11 protein-coding genes are annotated in these 14,573 nt (G+C 56.4%); 8 read left to right on the plus strand and 3 right to left on the minus strand.

Annotation, left to right across the window (positions count from 1 at the left end; genetic code table 11):
• Nucleotides 1-42 precede the first annotated feature (42 nt).
• From rbfA to R5R33_RS13675, 5 genes are all read left to right on the plus strand, one after another.
• A complete protein-coding gene (gene rbfA, locus R5R33_RS13655) occupies nucleotides 43-483 on the plus strand; it encodes a 30S ribosome-binding factor RbfA (RefSeq protein WP_318953253.1) in 441 nt (146 codons plus the stop codon).
• Nucleotides 483-1,433, plus strand: coding sequence for a tRNA pseudouridine(55) synthase TruB (truB, locus tag R5R33_RS13660; RefSeq protein ID WP_318953254.1), 951 nt, complete (start codon nucleotides 483-485; stop codon nucleotides 1,431-1,433). The genes rbfA and truB overlap by 1 nt, the downstream gene beginning before the upstream one ends.
• A gap of 179 nt (nucleotides 1,434-1,612) precedes the next feature.
• Nucleotides 1,613-1,882 carry a 30S ribosomal protein S15 gene (gene rpsO / locus R5R33_RS13665; protein ID WP_318953255.1) on the plus strand — a complete coding sequence of 90 codons (270 nt, stop codon included), beginning with the start codon at nucleotides 1,613-1,615 and terminating at the stop codon, nucleotides 1,880-1,882.
• A gap of 204 nt (nucleotides 1,883-2,086) precedes the next feature.
• Nucleotides 2,087-4,195, plus strand: a complete 2,109-nt coding sequence (gene pnp / locus R5R33_RS13670; protein ID WP_318953256.1) for a polyribonucleotide nucleotidyltransferase — start codon at nucleotides 2,087-2,089, stop codon at nucleotides 4,193-4,195.
• A 90-nt stretch (nucleotides 4,196-4,285) separates the two neighbouring features.
• Nucleotides 4,286-5,110, plus strand: coding sequence for a sulfite exporter TauE/SafE family protein (locus tag R5R33_RS13675; protein WP_318953257.1), 825 nt, complete (start codon nucleotides 4,286-4,288; stop codon nucleotides 5,108-5,110).
• A 75-nt stretch (nucleotides 5,111-5,185) separates the two neighbouring features.
• Here the strand turns inward: R5R33_RS13675 and R5R33_RS13680 are convergent, their stop codons facing one another.
• On the minus strand, nucleotides 5,186-6,970 hold the full coding sequence (locus tag R5R33_RS13680) for a peptide MFS transporter (protein ID WP_318953258.1): 1,785 nt from the start codon (nucleotides 6,968-6,970) through the stop codon (nucleotides 5,186-5,188).
• Nucleotides 6,971-7,145: 175 nt separating this feature from the next.
• On the opposite strand from R5R33_RS13680, the gene R5R33_RS13685 reads away from it, so the two are divergent.
• Nucleotides 7,146-8,339: a tetratricopeptide repeat protein gene (locus tag R5R33_RS13685; protein ID WP_318953259.1), complete on the plus strand. Its 1,194-nt coding sequence runs from the start codon at nucleotides 7,146-7,148 to the stop codon at nucleotides 8,337-8,339.
• A gap of 62 nt (nucleotides 8,340-8,401) precedes the next feature.
• Here the strand turns inward: R5R33_RS13685 and R5R33_RS13690 are convergent, their stop codons facing one another.
• Both R5R33_RS13690 and R5R33_RS13695 read right to left on the minus strand, forming a co-directional pair.
• Nucleotides 8,402-11,104 carry a TonB-dependent receptor plug domain-containing protein gene (locus R5R33_RS13690; RefSeq protein ID WP_318953260.1) on the minus strand — a complete coding sequence of 901 codons (2,703 nt, stop codon included), beginning with the start codon at nucleotides 11,102-11,104 and terminating at the stop codon, nucleotides 8,402-8,404.
• 438 nt (nucleotides 11,105-11,542) lie between these two features.
• Nucleotides 11,543-12,127, minus strand: a complete 585-nt coding sequence (locus tag R5R33_RS13695; protein WP_318953261.1) for a MarC family protein — start codon at nucleotides 12,125-12,127, stop codon at nucleotides 11,543-11,545.
• Between the two features lie 302 nt (nucleotides 12,128-12,429).
• Between R5R33_RS13695 and R5R33_RS13700 the strand changes: the two genes are divergently transcribed.
• Both R5R33_RS13700 and R5R33_RS13705 read left to right on the plus strand, forming a co-directional pair.
• Entirely contained in the window at nucleotides 12,430-14,097 is a 1,668-nt protein-coding gene (locus R5R33_RS13700) for a putative 2OG-Fe(II) oxygenase (RefSeq protein ID WP_318953262.1), read from the plus strand.
• Between the two features lie 41 nt (nucleotides 14,098-14,138).
• Nucleotides 14,139-14,393, plus strand: coding sequence for a hypothetical protein (locus R5R33_RS13705; RefSeq protein ID WP_318953263.1), 255 nt, complete (start codon nucleotides 14,139-14,141; stop codon nucleotides 14,391-14,393).
• The last annotated feature ends 180 nt before the right edge of the window (nucleotides 14,394-14,573 follow it).

A 14,573-nucleotide genomic window follows, 5' to 3' on the forward strand; every position in this document is an offset into this window, starting at 1 on the left:
CTTCCGTGTTCAGGGGGAATTGCCATTCTCAATAGGTAATCAATGGCCAAAGAATTCCACCGCGCCGACCGGGTCGCCGACGCTATGCGTCGCGAGCTGGCCCAGCTGATTCAGCACGAAGTGCGCGACCCACGGGTTGGCATGGTCAATGTCAACGACGTGGAAGTGAGCCGTGATCTCACCACCGCCAAGGTGTATGTGACCCTGGTTGGCGAAGACGATCCCAGCAAGATTGAAATTTCCATGACGGCGCTTAACAAAGCGGCCGGTTTTCTGCGCAGCCAGCTGGCGAAAGAGATCCAGATTCGCACCATTCCCCGTCTGCACTTCCGCTATGACGAAACCTCCGTGCGCGGCCAGCACCTCTCGGCGCTGATCGACAAGGCGGTGAAGGCGGACCAGAAGCACTCTGAGGCAGGCGACGATCAGGTCGATGAGGATCGTGGCGAAGATAAAGGCCACCGAGAAGAAAGTAACGACTGATGGGCCGCAGACCAAAATGGGGCCGGCAGGTCGACGGCGTGCTGTTGCTGAACAAGCCCGCCGGGATCTCTGCCAACGATGCCCTGCAGAAAGCCAAACGTCTCTTCTTCGCCAACCGCGCCGGCCACACCGGTGCGCTGGATCCGCTGGCGACCGGCGTGCTGCCGATTTGCTTCGGCGAGGCGACCAAGTTCTCCCAGTACCTGCTGGATGCGGACAAGCGCTACCGCAGCACCTTCTGTTTCGGTATGACCACCGAGACAGGCGACGCCGATGGCAATGTGGTTTCCACCACGGATGCCTCAGGAATTACCGAGGCCCAGGTGCGCAAGGCGATGGAGGCCTTCCGCGGCACCATCAGCCAGGTGCCGTCGATGTACTCGGCGCTCAAGTACAACGGTCAGCCGCTGTACAAACTGGCGCGCCAGGGCATTGAAGTGGAGCGGGAACCTCGGAAAGTGGAAATTTATTCCTACGAGCTGCTGACGTTCATCCCCGCGGCGGACTCTCCCGACAAGCTGCCCCGGGCGGAAGTAGAGGTGCACTGTTCCAAGGGCACTTATGTGCGCAGCCTCGCCGAGGATCTGGGCAAGGCGCTGGGCGTTGGTGCGTTCGTGGAGAAGCTCCACCGCAGTGCCGCCGGTCCCTACCACGAGGACGATGCGGTCACGCTGGAAGAGCTGGCAGAAGAGCGGGGGGAAGATCGCGCAGAATTGCTCGATCACCACCTGTTACCGGCGGATTCTCCCGCCTCCGCGCTGCCCAAAATGATCCTTACAGACGACTCGGGCTACTATCTGCGTCAGGGGCAGCCGGTGATGGATCTGCAGGTCTATCGTTTGGGCGATGAAGGTGATATGGTGCGCCTCTTCCTGGAAAGTGGTGAATTTCTGGGCGTTGGAGAAATTACTGATGACGGGCGGGTCGCCCCCCGCCGGTTGGTGAAATAATCGTTTCTTTATCTCGTCATTCCGGACTTGATCCGGAATCCATCTGGATACCGGCCTGCGCCGGTATGACGGAGTGAAGGCGAGCGCCGCGGGTTAGCCCGCAAACGTAATTAGCTGATCTGTAAACATGCACGGGTCAGCCGAATTTTCAAAGCATGTTACGAACGAGGTAATTCGTTATGGCACTGTCTGCATCTGAAAAAGCAGCCATCCTGAAAGAGCACGGCCAAGCTGAAGGTGATACCGGTTCTCCGGAAGTTCAGGTTGCCCTGCTGACCGCCAACATCAACAAGCTTCAGGGTCACTTTGCTTCCCACAAGCAAGACCACCACTCCCGTCGTGGTCTGATCCGCATGGTAAACCAGCGTCGTAAGCTGCTGGACTACCTGAAGCGCAAGGATCTGAACCGTTACGCACAGCTGATCGCCAAGCTCGGCCTGCGTCGCTAAGACCCTGCAATGCCCGCCTCTGGCGGGCATTGTTCTTTTTAGCTGTAAAGAATTAACGAATTTTCAGGGGATAGCGATGTTTTTCCCCTGGGAACGCCGAGCGGCCAAGAGCCTTGGCTCGGCAAACTCGTCTGCGTGTGCAGGCGAACACAGTAGGGGCTGTTGGAATGGGCCAGCAGCCGTAAGGAAACAGGAAAGATACTAGTGAATCCAGTAACCAAAACATTCCAGTACGGAAAAGACCAGGTCACCATCGAAACCGGCCGCGTCGCGCGCCAGGCTACCGGTGCGGCGCTCGTCACTGTGGGCGAAACCGTTGTTCTGTGTACCGTTGTCGGTGCCAAAGACGCCAAAGCCGGCCAGGATTTTTTCCCACTGTCTGTGCATTACCAGGAAAAGGCCTACGCGGCTGGCAAAATTCCCGGTGGCTTCTTCAAGCGTGAAGGCCGCCCGTCTGAAAAAGAAACCCTGACTTCCCGTCTGATCGACCGTCCGATCCGTCCGCTGTTCCCGAAAGGTTTCATGAACGAAGTACAGGTTATGTGTACCGTTCTGTCTGCGGAAAAGGACGTTGATCCGGATATCGCCGCCATGATCGGTACCTCCGCGGCACTCGCCATTTCCGGTATTCCGTTCAGTGGCCCGATCGGCGCGGCGCGCGTGGGTTACACCGAAAAAGACGGCTACATCCTGAACCCGGGATATAAAGCACTGAAAGAGTCCGAGCTGGACATGGTGGTCGCAGGTACCAAAGACGCCGTACTGATGGTGGAATCCGAAGCCGCCGAGCTGCCGGAAGACATCATGCTGGGTGCGGTTCTGTTTGCGCACCAGGAAATGCAGGCGGTGGTTAAAGTCTGTGAAGAACTGAAAGCCGAAGCTGGCAAGCCCACCTGGGACTGGCAGCCCGAAGCCGCCAACGAAGAACTGAAGTCCGCACTGGAAGGCCAGTTCGGCGAGCAGGTGAAGGAAGCGTACCGCATCACCGACAAGCAGCAGCGCACCACCCGTCTGGGCGAACTGCGCAATGCCGCTGCGGCTGCACTGGCCACCGAAGAAGTGGACGAAGCTACCGTAAAAACCTACTTCGGCAAGCTGGAGAAGAAAATCGTACGCGGTGCTGTGGTGCGCGGTGAGCCCCGTATCGACGGTCGCGACACCAAAACCGTGCGCCCGATCAGCGTGGAAGTGGGCGTGCTGCCGAAAGGCCATGGCTCTGCGCTGTTCACCCGCGGTGAAACCCAGGCGCTGGTTGTTGCCACCCTCGGTGCCACCCGCGATGCGCAGATCATCGACGCCCTGGAAGGCGAGCGCAAAGACTACTTCATGCTGCACTACAACTTCCCTCCCTACTCTGTAGGTGAAGCGGGACGTGTAGGCGCAACCGGTCGCCGCGAAATCGGCCACGGCCGTCTGGCCCGTCGCGGTATCGCCGCTGTGCTGCCGAACCCGGAGAGCTTCCCCTACACCCTGCGTGTAGTTTCCGAGATCACCGAATCCAACGGTTCCAGCTCCATGGCTTCCGTGTGTGGTTCCAGCCTGGCGCTGATGGATGCGGGCGTACCGCTGAAAGCACCGGTTGCCGGTATCGCCATGGGTCTGGTGAAGGAAGAAGACGGTTTTGCGGTTCTGACCGACATCCTGGGTGACGAAGACCACCTGGGCGACATGGACTTCAAGGTAGCCGGTACCGCTTCTGGTGTGACTGCGCTGCAGATGGACATCAAAATCGAAGGTATCACCGAAGAGATCATGGAGACTGCTCTCGAGCAGGCACTGCATGCCCGCCTGCACATCCTGGCGGAAATGAACAAGGTGATCGGCGCTTCCCGCGAAGTGGTGAACGAGAATGCTCCGCGCTACGCGACCCTGAAGATCCATCCGGACAAGATCCGCGACGTGATTGGTAAAGGCGGCGCGACCATCCGCTCCATCACCGAAGAAACCGGTGCTTCCATCGATATCGAAGACGACGGTACCGTAAAAGTCTTTGGTGAAGACGGTGTAAGCCTGGAAGCGGCGGTTACCCGCATCGAGGAAATCACCGCGGAAGCCGAGATCGGCGCAATTTACGAAGGTAAGGTTGTGCGCATCGTCGACTTCGGTGCGTTCGTGAACTTCCTGCCGGGTAAAGACGGTCTGGTACACATCTCCCAGATCGCCGAAGAGCGCGTCAATGCGGTTACCGACTACCTGAGCGAAGGCCAGCTGGTCAAGGTCAAGGTGCTGGACGTAGACCAGCGCGGCCGTATCAAGCTGTCCATCAAGGAAGCGACTGCCGATCAGGCGGACGAGGCCACTGGCGAAGAGTAATCCTTGTCAGAAGCAGCCAGCCCGCTTGCGGGCTGACGGAAACGGTGGCTATATGCCACCGTTTTTTTTTATTAAATCTGGGGGAAGGGCGTGGAAGTCTTATTGCTCTATTTACTGGTGGGTATGGGGGCCGGAACCATCGCCGGACTGTTCGGTGTTGGCGGCGGGCTGATTATCGTACCTGCACTGGTGCTGATGTTCTCCGCCCAGGGTATCGCCCCGGAGATTCTCACCCACATGGCGGTTGGCACCTCGCTTGCCACGATTATCGTCACCTCCATCAGCTCCGTGCGCACCCACCACGGCAAACGCGCGGTGGACTGGAAAATCTTCGCCACCATGGCGCCTGGCATATTGCTCGGTTCCTGGCTCGGCGGTATGACCGCGGACTGGCTCTCCGGCGCCTGGCTGCAGTTCCTGATTGGTATTTTCGCCGTGGTCATCGGGGTGAAAATGTGGATCGACGGCCTGCGCAAGGTGCAACTGCCGACCGATGGCAGTCGCCTGCCTGGCAAGGCCGGGCTGACCCTGGCTGGAGCGGTAATCGGCTGGGCGTCGGCGATCTTCGGTATTGGTGGGGGCTCACTTACCGTGCCGTTCCTGTCGCGCTGCCATATCGTCATGCAGCGTGCGGTTGCCACCTCTGCTGCGTGTGGCCTGCCGATCGCGATTGCGGGTGCATTGAGTTTCGCGGTGCAGGGCTGGAATAATCCCCAGCTGCCAGCGTGGAGCACAGGCTACATCTACTGGCCGGCCTTTGTTGGCATCGTGCTCGCCAGTACCTGGTTCGCCCGCCTCGGCGCGAAGCTGGCCCACAGGCTCTCGCCGCAACTGCTGAAAAACTGCTTTGCCGGACTGCTGTTTGTAATTGGTGTGCGCTTTATCTGGCAGAACTACACCGTGCTATTCAGCTGATTGGCCTGGTGGCAGTAATAAAAAAGCCGCTGTGGTTTCCCGCAGCGGCTTTTTTTGTGCAGTCAGTTTCCGCGATTAGCGAATACCGCACATACCTTTTTTCAGCAGCGGCGAGATGACAATCATCAGCGCACCGACGCCGAGACCCCACCACATTAGGTACTCGTAGAGACTTGTGTAAGTGGCCAGGGTGGAGGCCATATCGCTACCGCCTTCCTGAGGCATGGCCGCCATCTTGCCGATGCGGGTCGCCACGGTTTCAGACAGGGCAGTAGCCAGGAACCAGGTACCCATACTCACGCTGACGACCTTGCCGATAGACAGCTTGGTTACCGCAGACAGGCCCACCGGAGAGAGACACAGCTCACCGGTGGTGTGCAGCAGGTAGGCCAGTACCAGCCAGATCATCGCGACCTTGCCGGCTTCGGTGGGGAAGGCCGCGCCCAGAACCAGTGCGCCGAAGCCGAGACCGGCCTGAATGATGCCGAGGCCGAATTTGACCGGAGTGCTGGGTTCCCAGCCGCGCTTGCCGAGCCACACCCACAGGGCAGCGAACGGAATCGCCAGCAGCATGATGAAGCCGGCATTCAGGGAGCCGAACATGGAAGCGCGGATCTCGCCGTCACCTACGGTGCGGTCGAGTACGCGGTCCGCGTACAGGGTCATGGAGCCTGCGGACTGCTCGAACAGTGCCCAGAACACGATGGTGGAGGTGATCAGCACCATCAGCACCACGGTGCGGGAGAACTCCTCGCTGTAATGGCGGGCAAAGCCGTAACCGATGAAGGCAACCAGGCCGAGCAGCATGCAACCGAGCCATACATCCACGTTGGTGAAAGCCCAGATCAGGCCGAGAGCAGCAGTGGCCGCGGCCATGCCAATGGCAATCATGTCCTTGCCCTTGCTGTCTTTATGCAGCATGGAGAACAGGATCAGGCCAACAATGGCCACAATCAGCAGGCTGTTCTGCGCCAGGTGCACCACCGGCTCGCTCTGAACCAGGAACCATACCAGCGCCAGGGAGGCGATACCGCCCAGGTACACGGCCCATTCCTTGTTGATCGGGCCGACGGCCTTTTCCTTCAGGACTTCAGGGCGGCTGGGCTCGGCCAGGCCATCCAGGTATTTCTGTCCCCAGGTGAAGGTGATCAGGCCGACTACCATGCCGATACCCGCCAGACCGAAGCCGTAGCCCCAGCCATAGGTTTCTCCCAGCCAGCCACACAGCAGGGTCGCCATGAAGGAACCGACATTGATACCCATGTAGAAGATGGTGAAGCCGGCGTCGCGACGGGGATCATTTTTGGCGTAGAGCTGGCCGACGATGGTGGAGATGTTAGGCTTGAGGAAGCCCACACCCACAGTGATCAGCGCCAGTGCCATAAAGAACACTTTGAGGGCAACGACGTCCTGGATGATCACACCTTCGGTGAGCGTGGTGCCGGCGGCGATCACGCTGCCGTCGTTCAGGGTGATGGCTTCGCTGAGCACAGTGCCAGCGGCATAGGAAATGGCGGCATGGCCTTCCACCGCCATCAGCAGGTGACCGAGGCAGAGCAGGATGCCGCCGAACAGTACGGCCTTGCGCATGCCCAGATAGCGGTCGGCCAGCAGGCCGCCGATCAGTGGGAGTGCGTAAACAAGGCCCGCGTAGGCACCGAGCACGTCATAGCCGGCGCTGTCGGTGAACAAGTGGTATTTGGTCAAATACAGCAGAAGCAGGTACTTCATGCCGTAGAAAGAGAATCGCTCCCAGAGTTCGGTAGCAAAACAGATGTAAAGTCCTTTCGGATGGCCGAGCAATTCGCCCGAGCCAGCACGGGGGGCCGTCGTAGTGACGTCTGCGACATTTGATGTCATATCTGCAATCCCGGTTGTTATAGCTTTAATGAAAAGTCTCCGGCAGTGTAACAGTCGTCTTAAAAACTGGCGAACAGTTACAGGTGAAACAGGAAATGCGCCTGCAAAAAGGATTCCTTTGCGACAGGAATCGTGGAAAATCAGAAATCCAAAACACTAAATGGGGAAAATAATGATGAAAACCCCGAAAAATTCTGACCTGGCGGTGCCAGTCTGGTCACAGGCGCCGAGTCTCCGCACGGCGATGAGTGTTGGTTTTCTGCTGTTACTGCTGGCTGGATGCGGCGGTATGTCGCCTGCGCCGGAGTCCCCTATCGATCTGCCCTGGCTGCTTTCCGGGGAAGCGCTTTTTGCCGAGCCGGTAGAACCTGAGTCCCTGCCTGACGACGACATTCTCGGGCTCGAGCCGCAATTGCGCGGGTATCTGGCGCAGGTGGCACCCGGGGAAAGCCCCCAGCAGCGATTGGTTGCCTTGCTACGTGGTTTTGAGAATCGCGATTTTACCGTGCAGTATCAGGCCGACAGGACCCTTACAGCCTCTGAAACCTATTATCAGCAACAGGGCAACTGCATGGCGTTCACGGTAATGATGGTGGCCATGGCCCGGGAGCTGGGGGCGGATGCCTATTTCAATCAGGTAGAAGTGCCGCCGGTATGGGAGCATGCGGAGTCACATACATTTGTTGTGTACCGGCATATCAACATGGTGTCGGAAACCAGCCGTGGGCGCAGAGTGGTGGACTTTAACCTCGCCGCGTATGACCCGGTTTACGACCAGCGCAAACTCACGGACACGGAAGCCTTCGCCCAGTACTACAGCAATCGCGGCCTCGAGTGGATGCAGCAGGGGGATATGCGGCAGGCCTTCCTTTATTTACGCAAGGCCCTGGTGTTGCGCCCACAAAGCAGCGACCTGTGGGCAAATCTCGGTGCTTTTTACAGTCGCAACCGGCAACAGCTGGCTGCGGAGCAGAGCTATCTGCAGGCACTGCAGCTGCAGCACGACCACACCATTGCCATCAGTAATCTGGAGCGACTCTACCGCCAGCAGCAGCGCTTTGTTCTCGCGGATCACTACGCAGACAAGGCCCGTAGACACAGGGAACAAAACCCCTATTACCTCTACTACCAGGCGCGCAATGCCTATGATCACGGGGATTACAAAGTAGCAAAGCGGCAACTGAAGCGGGCTCTGTGGCAGTACCAAAATGATCACCGCTTTCATTTCCTGATGGGGCTGACCAGCTATCGCCTTGGTGACATAGAGGATTCTCGCGAGCATTTCACCGCGGCATTCTCCCTCGCGGAAAACCCCGGTACGCAGCAGGCGTACAACCGTAAACTCGAGTACCTCAAAAACCATCCATAACAAAAAAAGGGGGATGCCAATGGCATCCCCCTTTTTGCTTGCATCGACTGAACGTCGGCAACTTAGAACTGGTAAGAAGCACCAGCCCAGAAGTAGCGACCCTGGAAGTCGTAGAAGCTGTTCCAGTCGCCGTACCCAGAAGTGTCTTCCGGCTCTTTGTCGGATACGTTGTCGATACCGGCGGACAGGCGAGTCGCTTCGTTGAGGTCCCAACCAGCGCGCAGGTTCAGGTAAGTCATGGACTTAACCGGCTTGTACGCGCTGTAGCCATCGTCGAAGTACTGCATTTCAGCGCCCAGATCCCAGTCGTTGCCGTACCAGGTTGCGCTGGCCAGGCCGCGCCACTTCACGTACAGGCCACCAGTGGTGCCAACGTATTCGAGGTAGTCAGACTCGGTGCCGGACTGCTCGTTGAACTCGTTGTACTCCAGCAGGCGGGAAGCCTGAGCACGCAGGCCCAGACGGCCAGCATCGAAGTGCAGGTTGTGCACGATGTCAACGTCGACGCCGCGGGTATCAACCTTACCGATGTTCATCTTCGCACCTTCCAGTGCAACGATCTGATCGCCAGCACCGCGGGTAACGAACTGACACGCGCTCGCGATACCGTCGCGGAAGCAGTCATCCAGGATGCGCTGCAGGTCCGGAGAAGTAATGGCGTCTTCGATGCTGATATCGTAGTAGTCCAGAGTGATAGACAGGTCGTCTACAAAGCTCGGGGTCCACACGATACCGGCGGTGAAGGTTTGCGCTTCTTCCGGGGTCAGCTCTTCGTTACCACCGATGTTGGTGGGAACCTGGTTGCCAGCCTGGGTGAAGTTGGCGCCAACCATGTTGCAGTAGTCGCCCTGGCCTTCCTTGTTGGAAGTGCTGGTGTCACACGGGTCGATCAGGTACTCGTAGCTCTGAGCGGAACCGCTGAACAGCTCGTAGATGCCCGGCGCACGGAAGGAAGTGGAGTAGCTGGTACGGAAACGCACGTCTTCAACCGGTGCGTATACCAGGCCCACTTTACCGGTGCTCTGGCCACCGAAGGTGCTGAAATCGGAGTAGCGAACAGCAAAGTCAGCGGTTAGCTCTTCTGCAAAACGCGCACCCTGCAGGATCGGCAGGTTGAACTCGGCAAATACTTCAGTTACGTCGTACTCACCACCGGTAGCGTCTTGCTGGTTACCGAAGGTTTCGCCACTCTGGGTTTCCGGAGACGGGTTGAACTCACCGGATTCTTCGCGGTACTCGACACCCGCCGCAAAGCCCAGGGTACCGCCTTGGAATTGGATCGCGTCGATATCGCCAGAAATAGCCGCACCAACGTTCAACAGCTCGTAAGAGTTGTTTTCACGATCGTCGTAGCGGAAGTAGTCCATGATTTCCGGGCTCATACCGCCCGCGAAATTGAAGTCCAGGCCCGCTGCGCCGCTGAAGATCTCTTCCAGCTTGGTCTTGTTGTAAGAGTTCAGGGTTACGTTGTCGCCTTCGTTCTTGCCGTAGCTCGCGAAGGTGTCCCAGCTCCAACCGTTGGAGAAGTCACCGCGGAAACCTGCCGCAACGCGGTAGGTATCGGTGGTCTGCTCGTAAGAACGGGTGCCGCCGGATACCGGACGGATGCGGAAGTCGGAGAAGCCGTCAACCCAATCGGTGCCGTGAGAGGCTACCGGTGCAGTTGGCTCCAGGCCTTCCGGGCTACCCTGTGCTTCCCACTCGGCAACAGCAGCGTTGTACGCAGCCAGCTCGATCTGGTAGGCGTCGTCGGCTTTTTGCCAAGCGTCCTGCAGCTGGGTTTTGATCGCTTCCGGCAGGTGCTCTTCCGGGTTCAGCTCAAAACCGTTACCAGCGTACATCGGCTGTGCAGCCAGCTGCTGGTTGGTGGTTTTGGTGGTGTAGCTCGCCTCACCCCACAGCTCGACGCTGTCGGTGACGGAGAATTTGCCGGAAGCGGTACCGGAAGTACGCTCCATGGCGCCAGACAGCCACATGTGCTGGCCGATGTCGTAACCGGCGTATTTGCCCAGGGTTACGCCGTCTTCACCAACGCTGAAGCTACCGTAGTTGGTGAAAATATTACCGTTCGGACCCATGGAGCTGGTCAGGCCGGCCCAGTCGCGGTCGTTGTAAGTAATCTCGTCACGCTGGCTGTGGCTGATATTCGCGATAAAGCTACCGCGCTCACCTTCGCTACCGAAAGTGAAAGAGATATCGCCGTTCTCACCGCCGCCTTCAGAAGTGGCGCCAGCGCGCGCGTTGATGCGCAGGCCGTCGAAAGAATCTTTCATTACCACGTTGATAACACCGGCTACCGCATCGGAGCCGTAAACCGCAGAAGCACCATCGGTGAGCACTTCGATACGGTCGATCATTTCAACGGGAATGTTGTTCATATCTACTGCAGAGCTTACGCCGGAAGCAGAGGATACGAAGCGGCGGCCGTTGACCAGTACCAGGGTGCGTGCAGAGCCCAGGTTACGCAGGTCAACGAAGGACAGGCCCTGGCCGCCGTTGTTGTCATTGGCGTTGATACCAGTGGTACCCATGGACGGCAGCTGGTTCAGCAGCTCGTCGATGGTGCCCACGCCGGAGCGCTGGATGGCATCGGAATCTACGATAGTGATAGGGCCAGTGGTGGACAGCGGATCACGCGCAATACGTGAGCCGGTAACAATTACTTCTTCAACAACCGGACCAGCGGCGGTTTCTTGAGCGGACACCGCAGCAGCAGCCAGGGTACCGAACGCAGCAATAGCGATACTCAACTTGGTCTTGATCATAAATGCATCCTTTATGTCGTTAGAGGCACTTTTATTGGTTTGTTGTATTTTTAGTGCGAGCTGACTTTAAAGGATCATTTTTAATAGTGGAACTAACCTGACAATTTGGTATCTCAGTACTAGTGAAAAATCTGTTTGTTATTTGTTCGTTGGGTTTATTTTTTGAGCGTAAAGAAGTGTAACCGTCCGTTACATTTCTTCAATTTAAATACGTTATCTTAAATTTCGTATTTATTTAGGATGTATGTAACTAAAATAAAAAAATTATGACTCCCCATTTGCTGGGGTAATAATTTTGCGTGGTGAAAAAATAATCAATACTGGGTGTCTGATGTTTTTCTTGAAGTGAACTATCGAAAGAAAAGTCTGTGCCCGACAAAAGCTCTGAATAGTTGAGAGTTACCAGATGAAATTGTCGGGCAGCAGCGTTAGCGGTGTTTAACCCAGGCTCTGCTTGATGCCGTCGAGGAACAGCTGGACCGCCAGCATCACCAGTACCATTCCCATCAGACGTTCGACCGCAATCAATCCGCGATTGCCCAACAGTCGCGCAAGTGGCGACGACGCCAACAGAATCACCGCAGAAACCGCCCAGGCGCCGAGCAGCGCGAGGGTCCAGTTCCATAGCTGCTCCCCTTCGCTGTTGGTCATCAGCATAAGAATCGCCATGGTGGAAGGGCCGGCCACCAGCGGTACAGCCAGTGGCACGAAGAAAGGCTCTCCCTCCAGACGCTCACCCATGATCCCTCCCTCCATGGGGAACACCATACGAATGGCAATCAGGAACAGGATGATCGCCCCGGCAATCCGTATCGCTTCCTGCGATAGCCCCAGCCACGCAAGTACGAATCGTCCGCCGTACAGGAATACCAGCAGCACAATCAGCGCAAAGATCAGTTCGCGCATGATGACGAATAGCTGCCGTCGCTGCGGCACGTTCTTCAGTGCCGCAAGGAACACCGGGATATTGCCCAGTGGGTCCATGACGAAGAGGAGGGTAAGGAAGGCGGTTAAAGTATCCATTTGATATCAGAAATCCGGGAGTTAAGTTGCAGAGAGACTGGCCTGCGCCTTGTTCGAGAGTGTAGTGCCTTTGTGCGGGCAGTGGTCTGTGATTCCGCTAAGTGCGTCGTCCGGGCAGAAAATAGCTGGCACATAGATTGCCTGTTAATGGTGCCGGTTTTTCATTCGCTGTCGATTACCCTCAATGTTTAGTGACTTCACGATCAGTAGTGCAAGACCGGCGCATTGTAACGTGGCCGCGGAGATAGCGCATAAGGCCTGTTGAATGAATCCATAACTCTTTCTCAAGAGGTGTGACCAGCGTGAATCAAGTGCTCTCGGCGACACAGGCAACGCAGTTCCAAAAAGCGATGCAACACCTGATAGCCGGTAAATCTCAAACTGCTCTGGGTATGGCCCGCGATTTGGCCAGTGAGCAGCCCGGCGCTGCAGATGCTCATCAATTATTGGGAATGTGTCTGGGAGAACAGGGGTTTCCTGCCGAGGCGAGTTCAGCATTCGAGCGCGCATTATCTCTGCTTCCCGGGAATCGGGTGGTCTTGAAAAACTTCACCGCCTTTCTTGTCAAGCAGGGAAAGTTGTTCAGGTCGCGGCACCAATTTGATGCTGCCACTGCATTTTTGCAGCGGGCCGTAAAGCTAATGCCTGACCACCGGTTTGCCTGGGCTGAGCTCGGAATGGCACTGCGACTTACCGGTGATATCGATGGGGCTTTGTCTGCTTTTGACAAGGCAGTAAAGCTAGGTGGTGGTACACCAGCCTTAAGAAATGCGATTAACGGCACGCTGCAGGATGCCGGTCAACTGGAAACCGCAGTGCGCGGTGCGCAGCAGTTGGTAAATGAGAATCCGGGTTATGCCGGCGCGCAGGAAACTCTCGCAAATATTCTTTGGGAAAATAGACAACGCTTGCCCCGAGAAGATGATCCTTTTCGTCTGTTTAGACGCGCGGTAAAACAGCAGCCTGAAAATACGGAATTGCATATTAGCTTTGTGCGGATGTTGTTGTCGGCTAAATATTGGGATGAAGCACTAAACGTGTTATTGCCATTGCGTCTGCGGCAGCCGGATAACCCGGTTTTGTCCTGGTATTTCGCCGAGGCGCTCGAGAATACAGGGGAAGTTGAAGCAGCATCACGTCTGTTTTCCAGTATTGCATCAAAATGGAACAACAATGCAGGGTTTCTCAATGCGTACACGAGGCACGCTTTTCGGCGAAAGGAGATTGATCTCGCGAATGAATGTGCCAGTCGTGCAGTAGTCGTGGATCCGGGAAATCAGGAGGCCTGGGCGAATCTCGGGATTTTCTGGCGACTGCAAAATGATGCGCGTGAATACTGGTTGTTCGATTATGAAAATCTGATTGAATACATACAAATTGCCCCTCCATCTGGATATGCCAGCAACGAAGAATTTCTCACCGTACTTCAGAAAAAACTGGAGTCAATGCATCAGGTATCTGGAGAGCCTATTAACCAAAGTGTTCGCGGTGGCTCCCAGACTCCCGGCCGATTGTTCGGCCGCAAGGATCCCGTGCTCAACGAGCTTTGGCTGGCTTTACAGTCGGCAGTGGAAAACTGGCTGGGTACACTGCCAAGAGATGCAAAGCACCCGTTTTTGTCGCGCAATTTGAAGGCGGTGCGCTCTGTGGGTTCATGGTCGGTGCGGCTCGCATCCGCAGGTCGTCACTCCAACCACATTCACAACCAGGGTTGGTTGAGCTCGGCATTCCACGTGTCATTACCGCACGAAGTTCAAATCGGGGATAAAGCACAAAATGGCTGGCTGCAGTTTGGCTCACCATTGGAATCCCTGGGGCTTGAGTTGCCCGCCCGACGACTAATCCAGCCTAAAGCGGGTTGCCTGGCATTGTTTCCATCTTATATGTGGCACGGAACTGTGCCATTTACTGGTGAACAGGCACGGCTCACCATCGCTTTTGACATGCAGCCGACTGCTGGAACAAAATAACGCTTCCCTTCTTTAAATCACTTGCTTAACAGGATAATAAAATGAAGCGGAGTACTTTGGTGGGATTGCTTGTGCTGGCGTTGTCTCAATACGCATGTGTCAGCACCGAAACGGAATCTTCGGAGTCGCTGGCAGCCTCAGCCAGCGATGAAGTGTGCAAGATTACGGAAGTTACAGGAAGCCGTTTTAAACGCAGATTGTGCTATTCGCAAGCTGAGTGGGATGCGATCGATCGCGCACATAAAGACAAGATGCGAGAGATTGACAGTCAGCCTATTTCGCAGCGTGGAAACTGAATTTCTGTTGCGCCAGTGGAAAATTTCTTTTCTTGAAAGATGATTCTTTAGACATCATTACATGGCTGTTGTGAAAAGCCGGAGCTGAAAAGTTCCGGTTTTTTTATGTCTGCAGTTTCGCAATACAAAACTAATTTACAAAAAAAAGCCGGCGGGCTTTGGCCCGCCGGCTTTTCAGAC

Source organism: Microbulbifer pacificus, assembly GCF_033723955.1.
Classification (GTDB): Bacteria; Pseudomonadota; Gammaproteobacteria; order Pseudomonadales; family Cellvibrionaceae; genus Microbulbifer; species Microbulbifer pacificus.

Coding starts and splice junctions, on each gene's coding strand:
- truB (WP_318953254.1), top strand. CDS start 483: ATGGGCCGCAGACCAAAATGGGGCCGGCAGGTCGACGGCGTGCTGTTG.
- R5R33_RS13695 (WP_318953261.1), bottom strand. CDS start 12,127: ATGGATACTTTAACCGCCTTCCTTACCCTCCTCTTCGTCATGGACCCA.
- R5R33_RS13690 (WP_318953260.1), bottom strand. CDS start 11,104: ATGATCAAGACCAAGTTGAGTATCGCTATTGCTGCGTTCGGTACCCTG.
- R5R33_RS13680 (WP_318953258.1), bottom strand. CDS start 6,970: ATGACATCAAATGTCGCAGACGTCACTACGACGGCCCCCCGTGCTGGC.
- R5R33_RS13685 (WP_318953259.1), top strand. CDS start 7,146: ATGAAAACCCCGAAAAATTCTGACCTGGCGGTGCCAGTCTGGTCACAG.
- rpsO (WP_318953255.1), top strand. CDS start 1,613: ATGGCACTGTCTGCATCTGAAAAAGCAGCCATCCTGAAAGAGCACGGC.
- R5R33_RS13705 (WP_318953263.1), top strand. CDS start 14,139: ATGAAGCGGAGTACTTTGGTGGGATTGCTTGTGCTGGCGTTGTCTCAA.
- rbfA (WP_318953253.1), top strand. CDS start 43: ATGGCCAAAGAATTCCACCGCGCCGACCGGGTCGCCGACGCTATGCGT.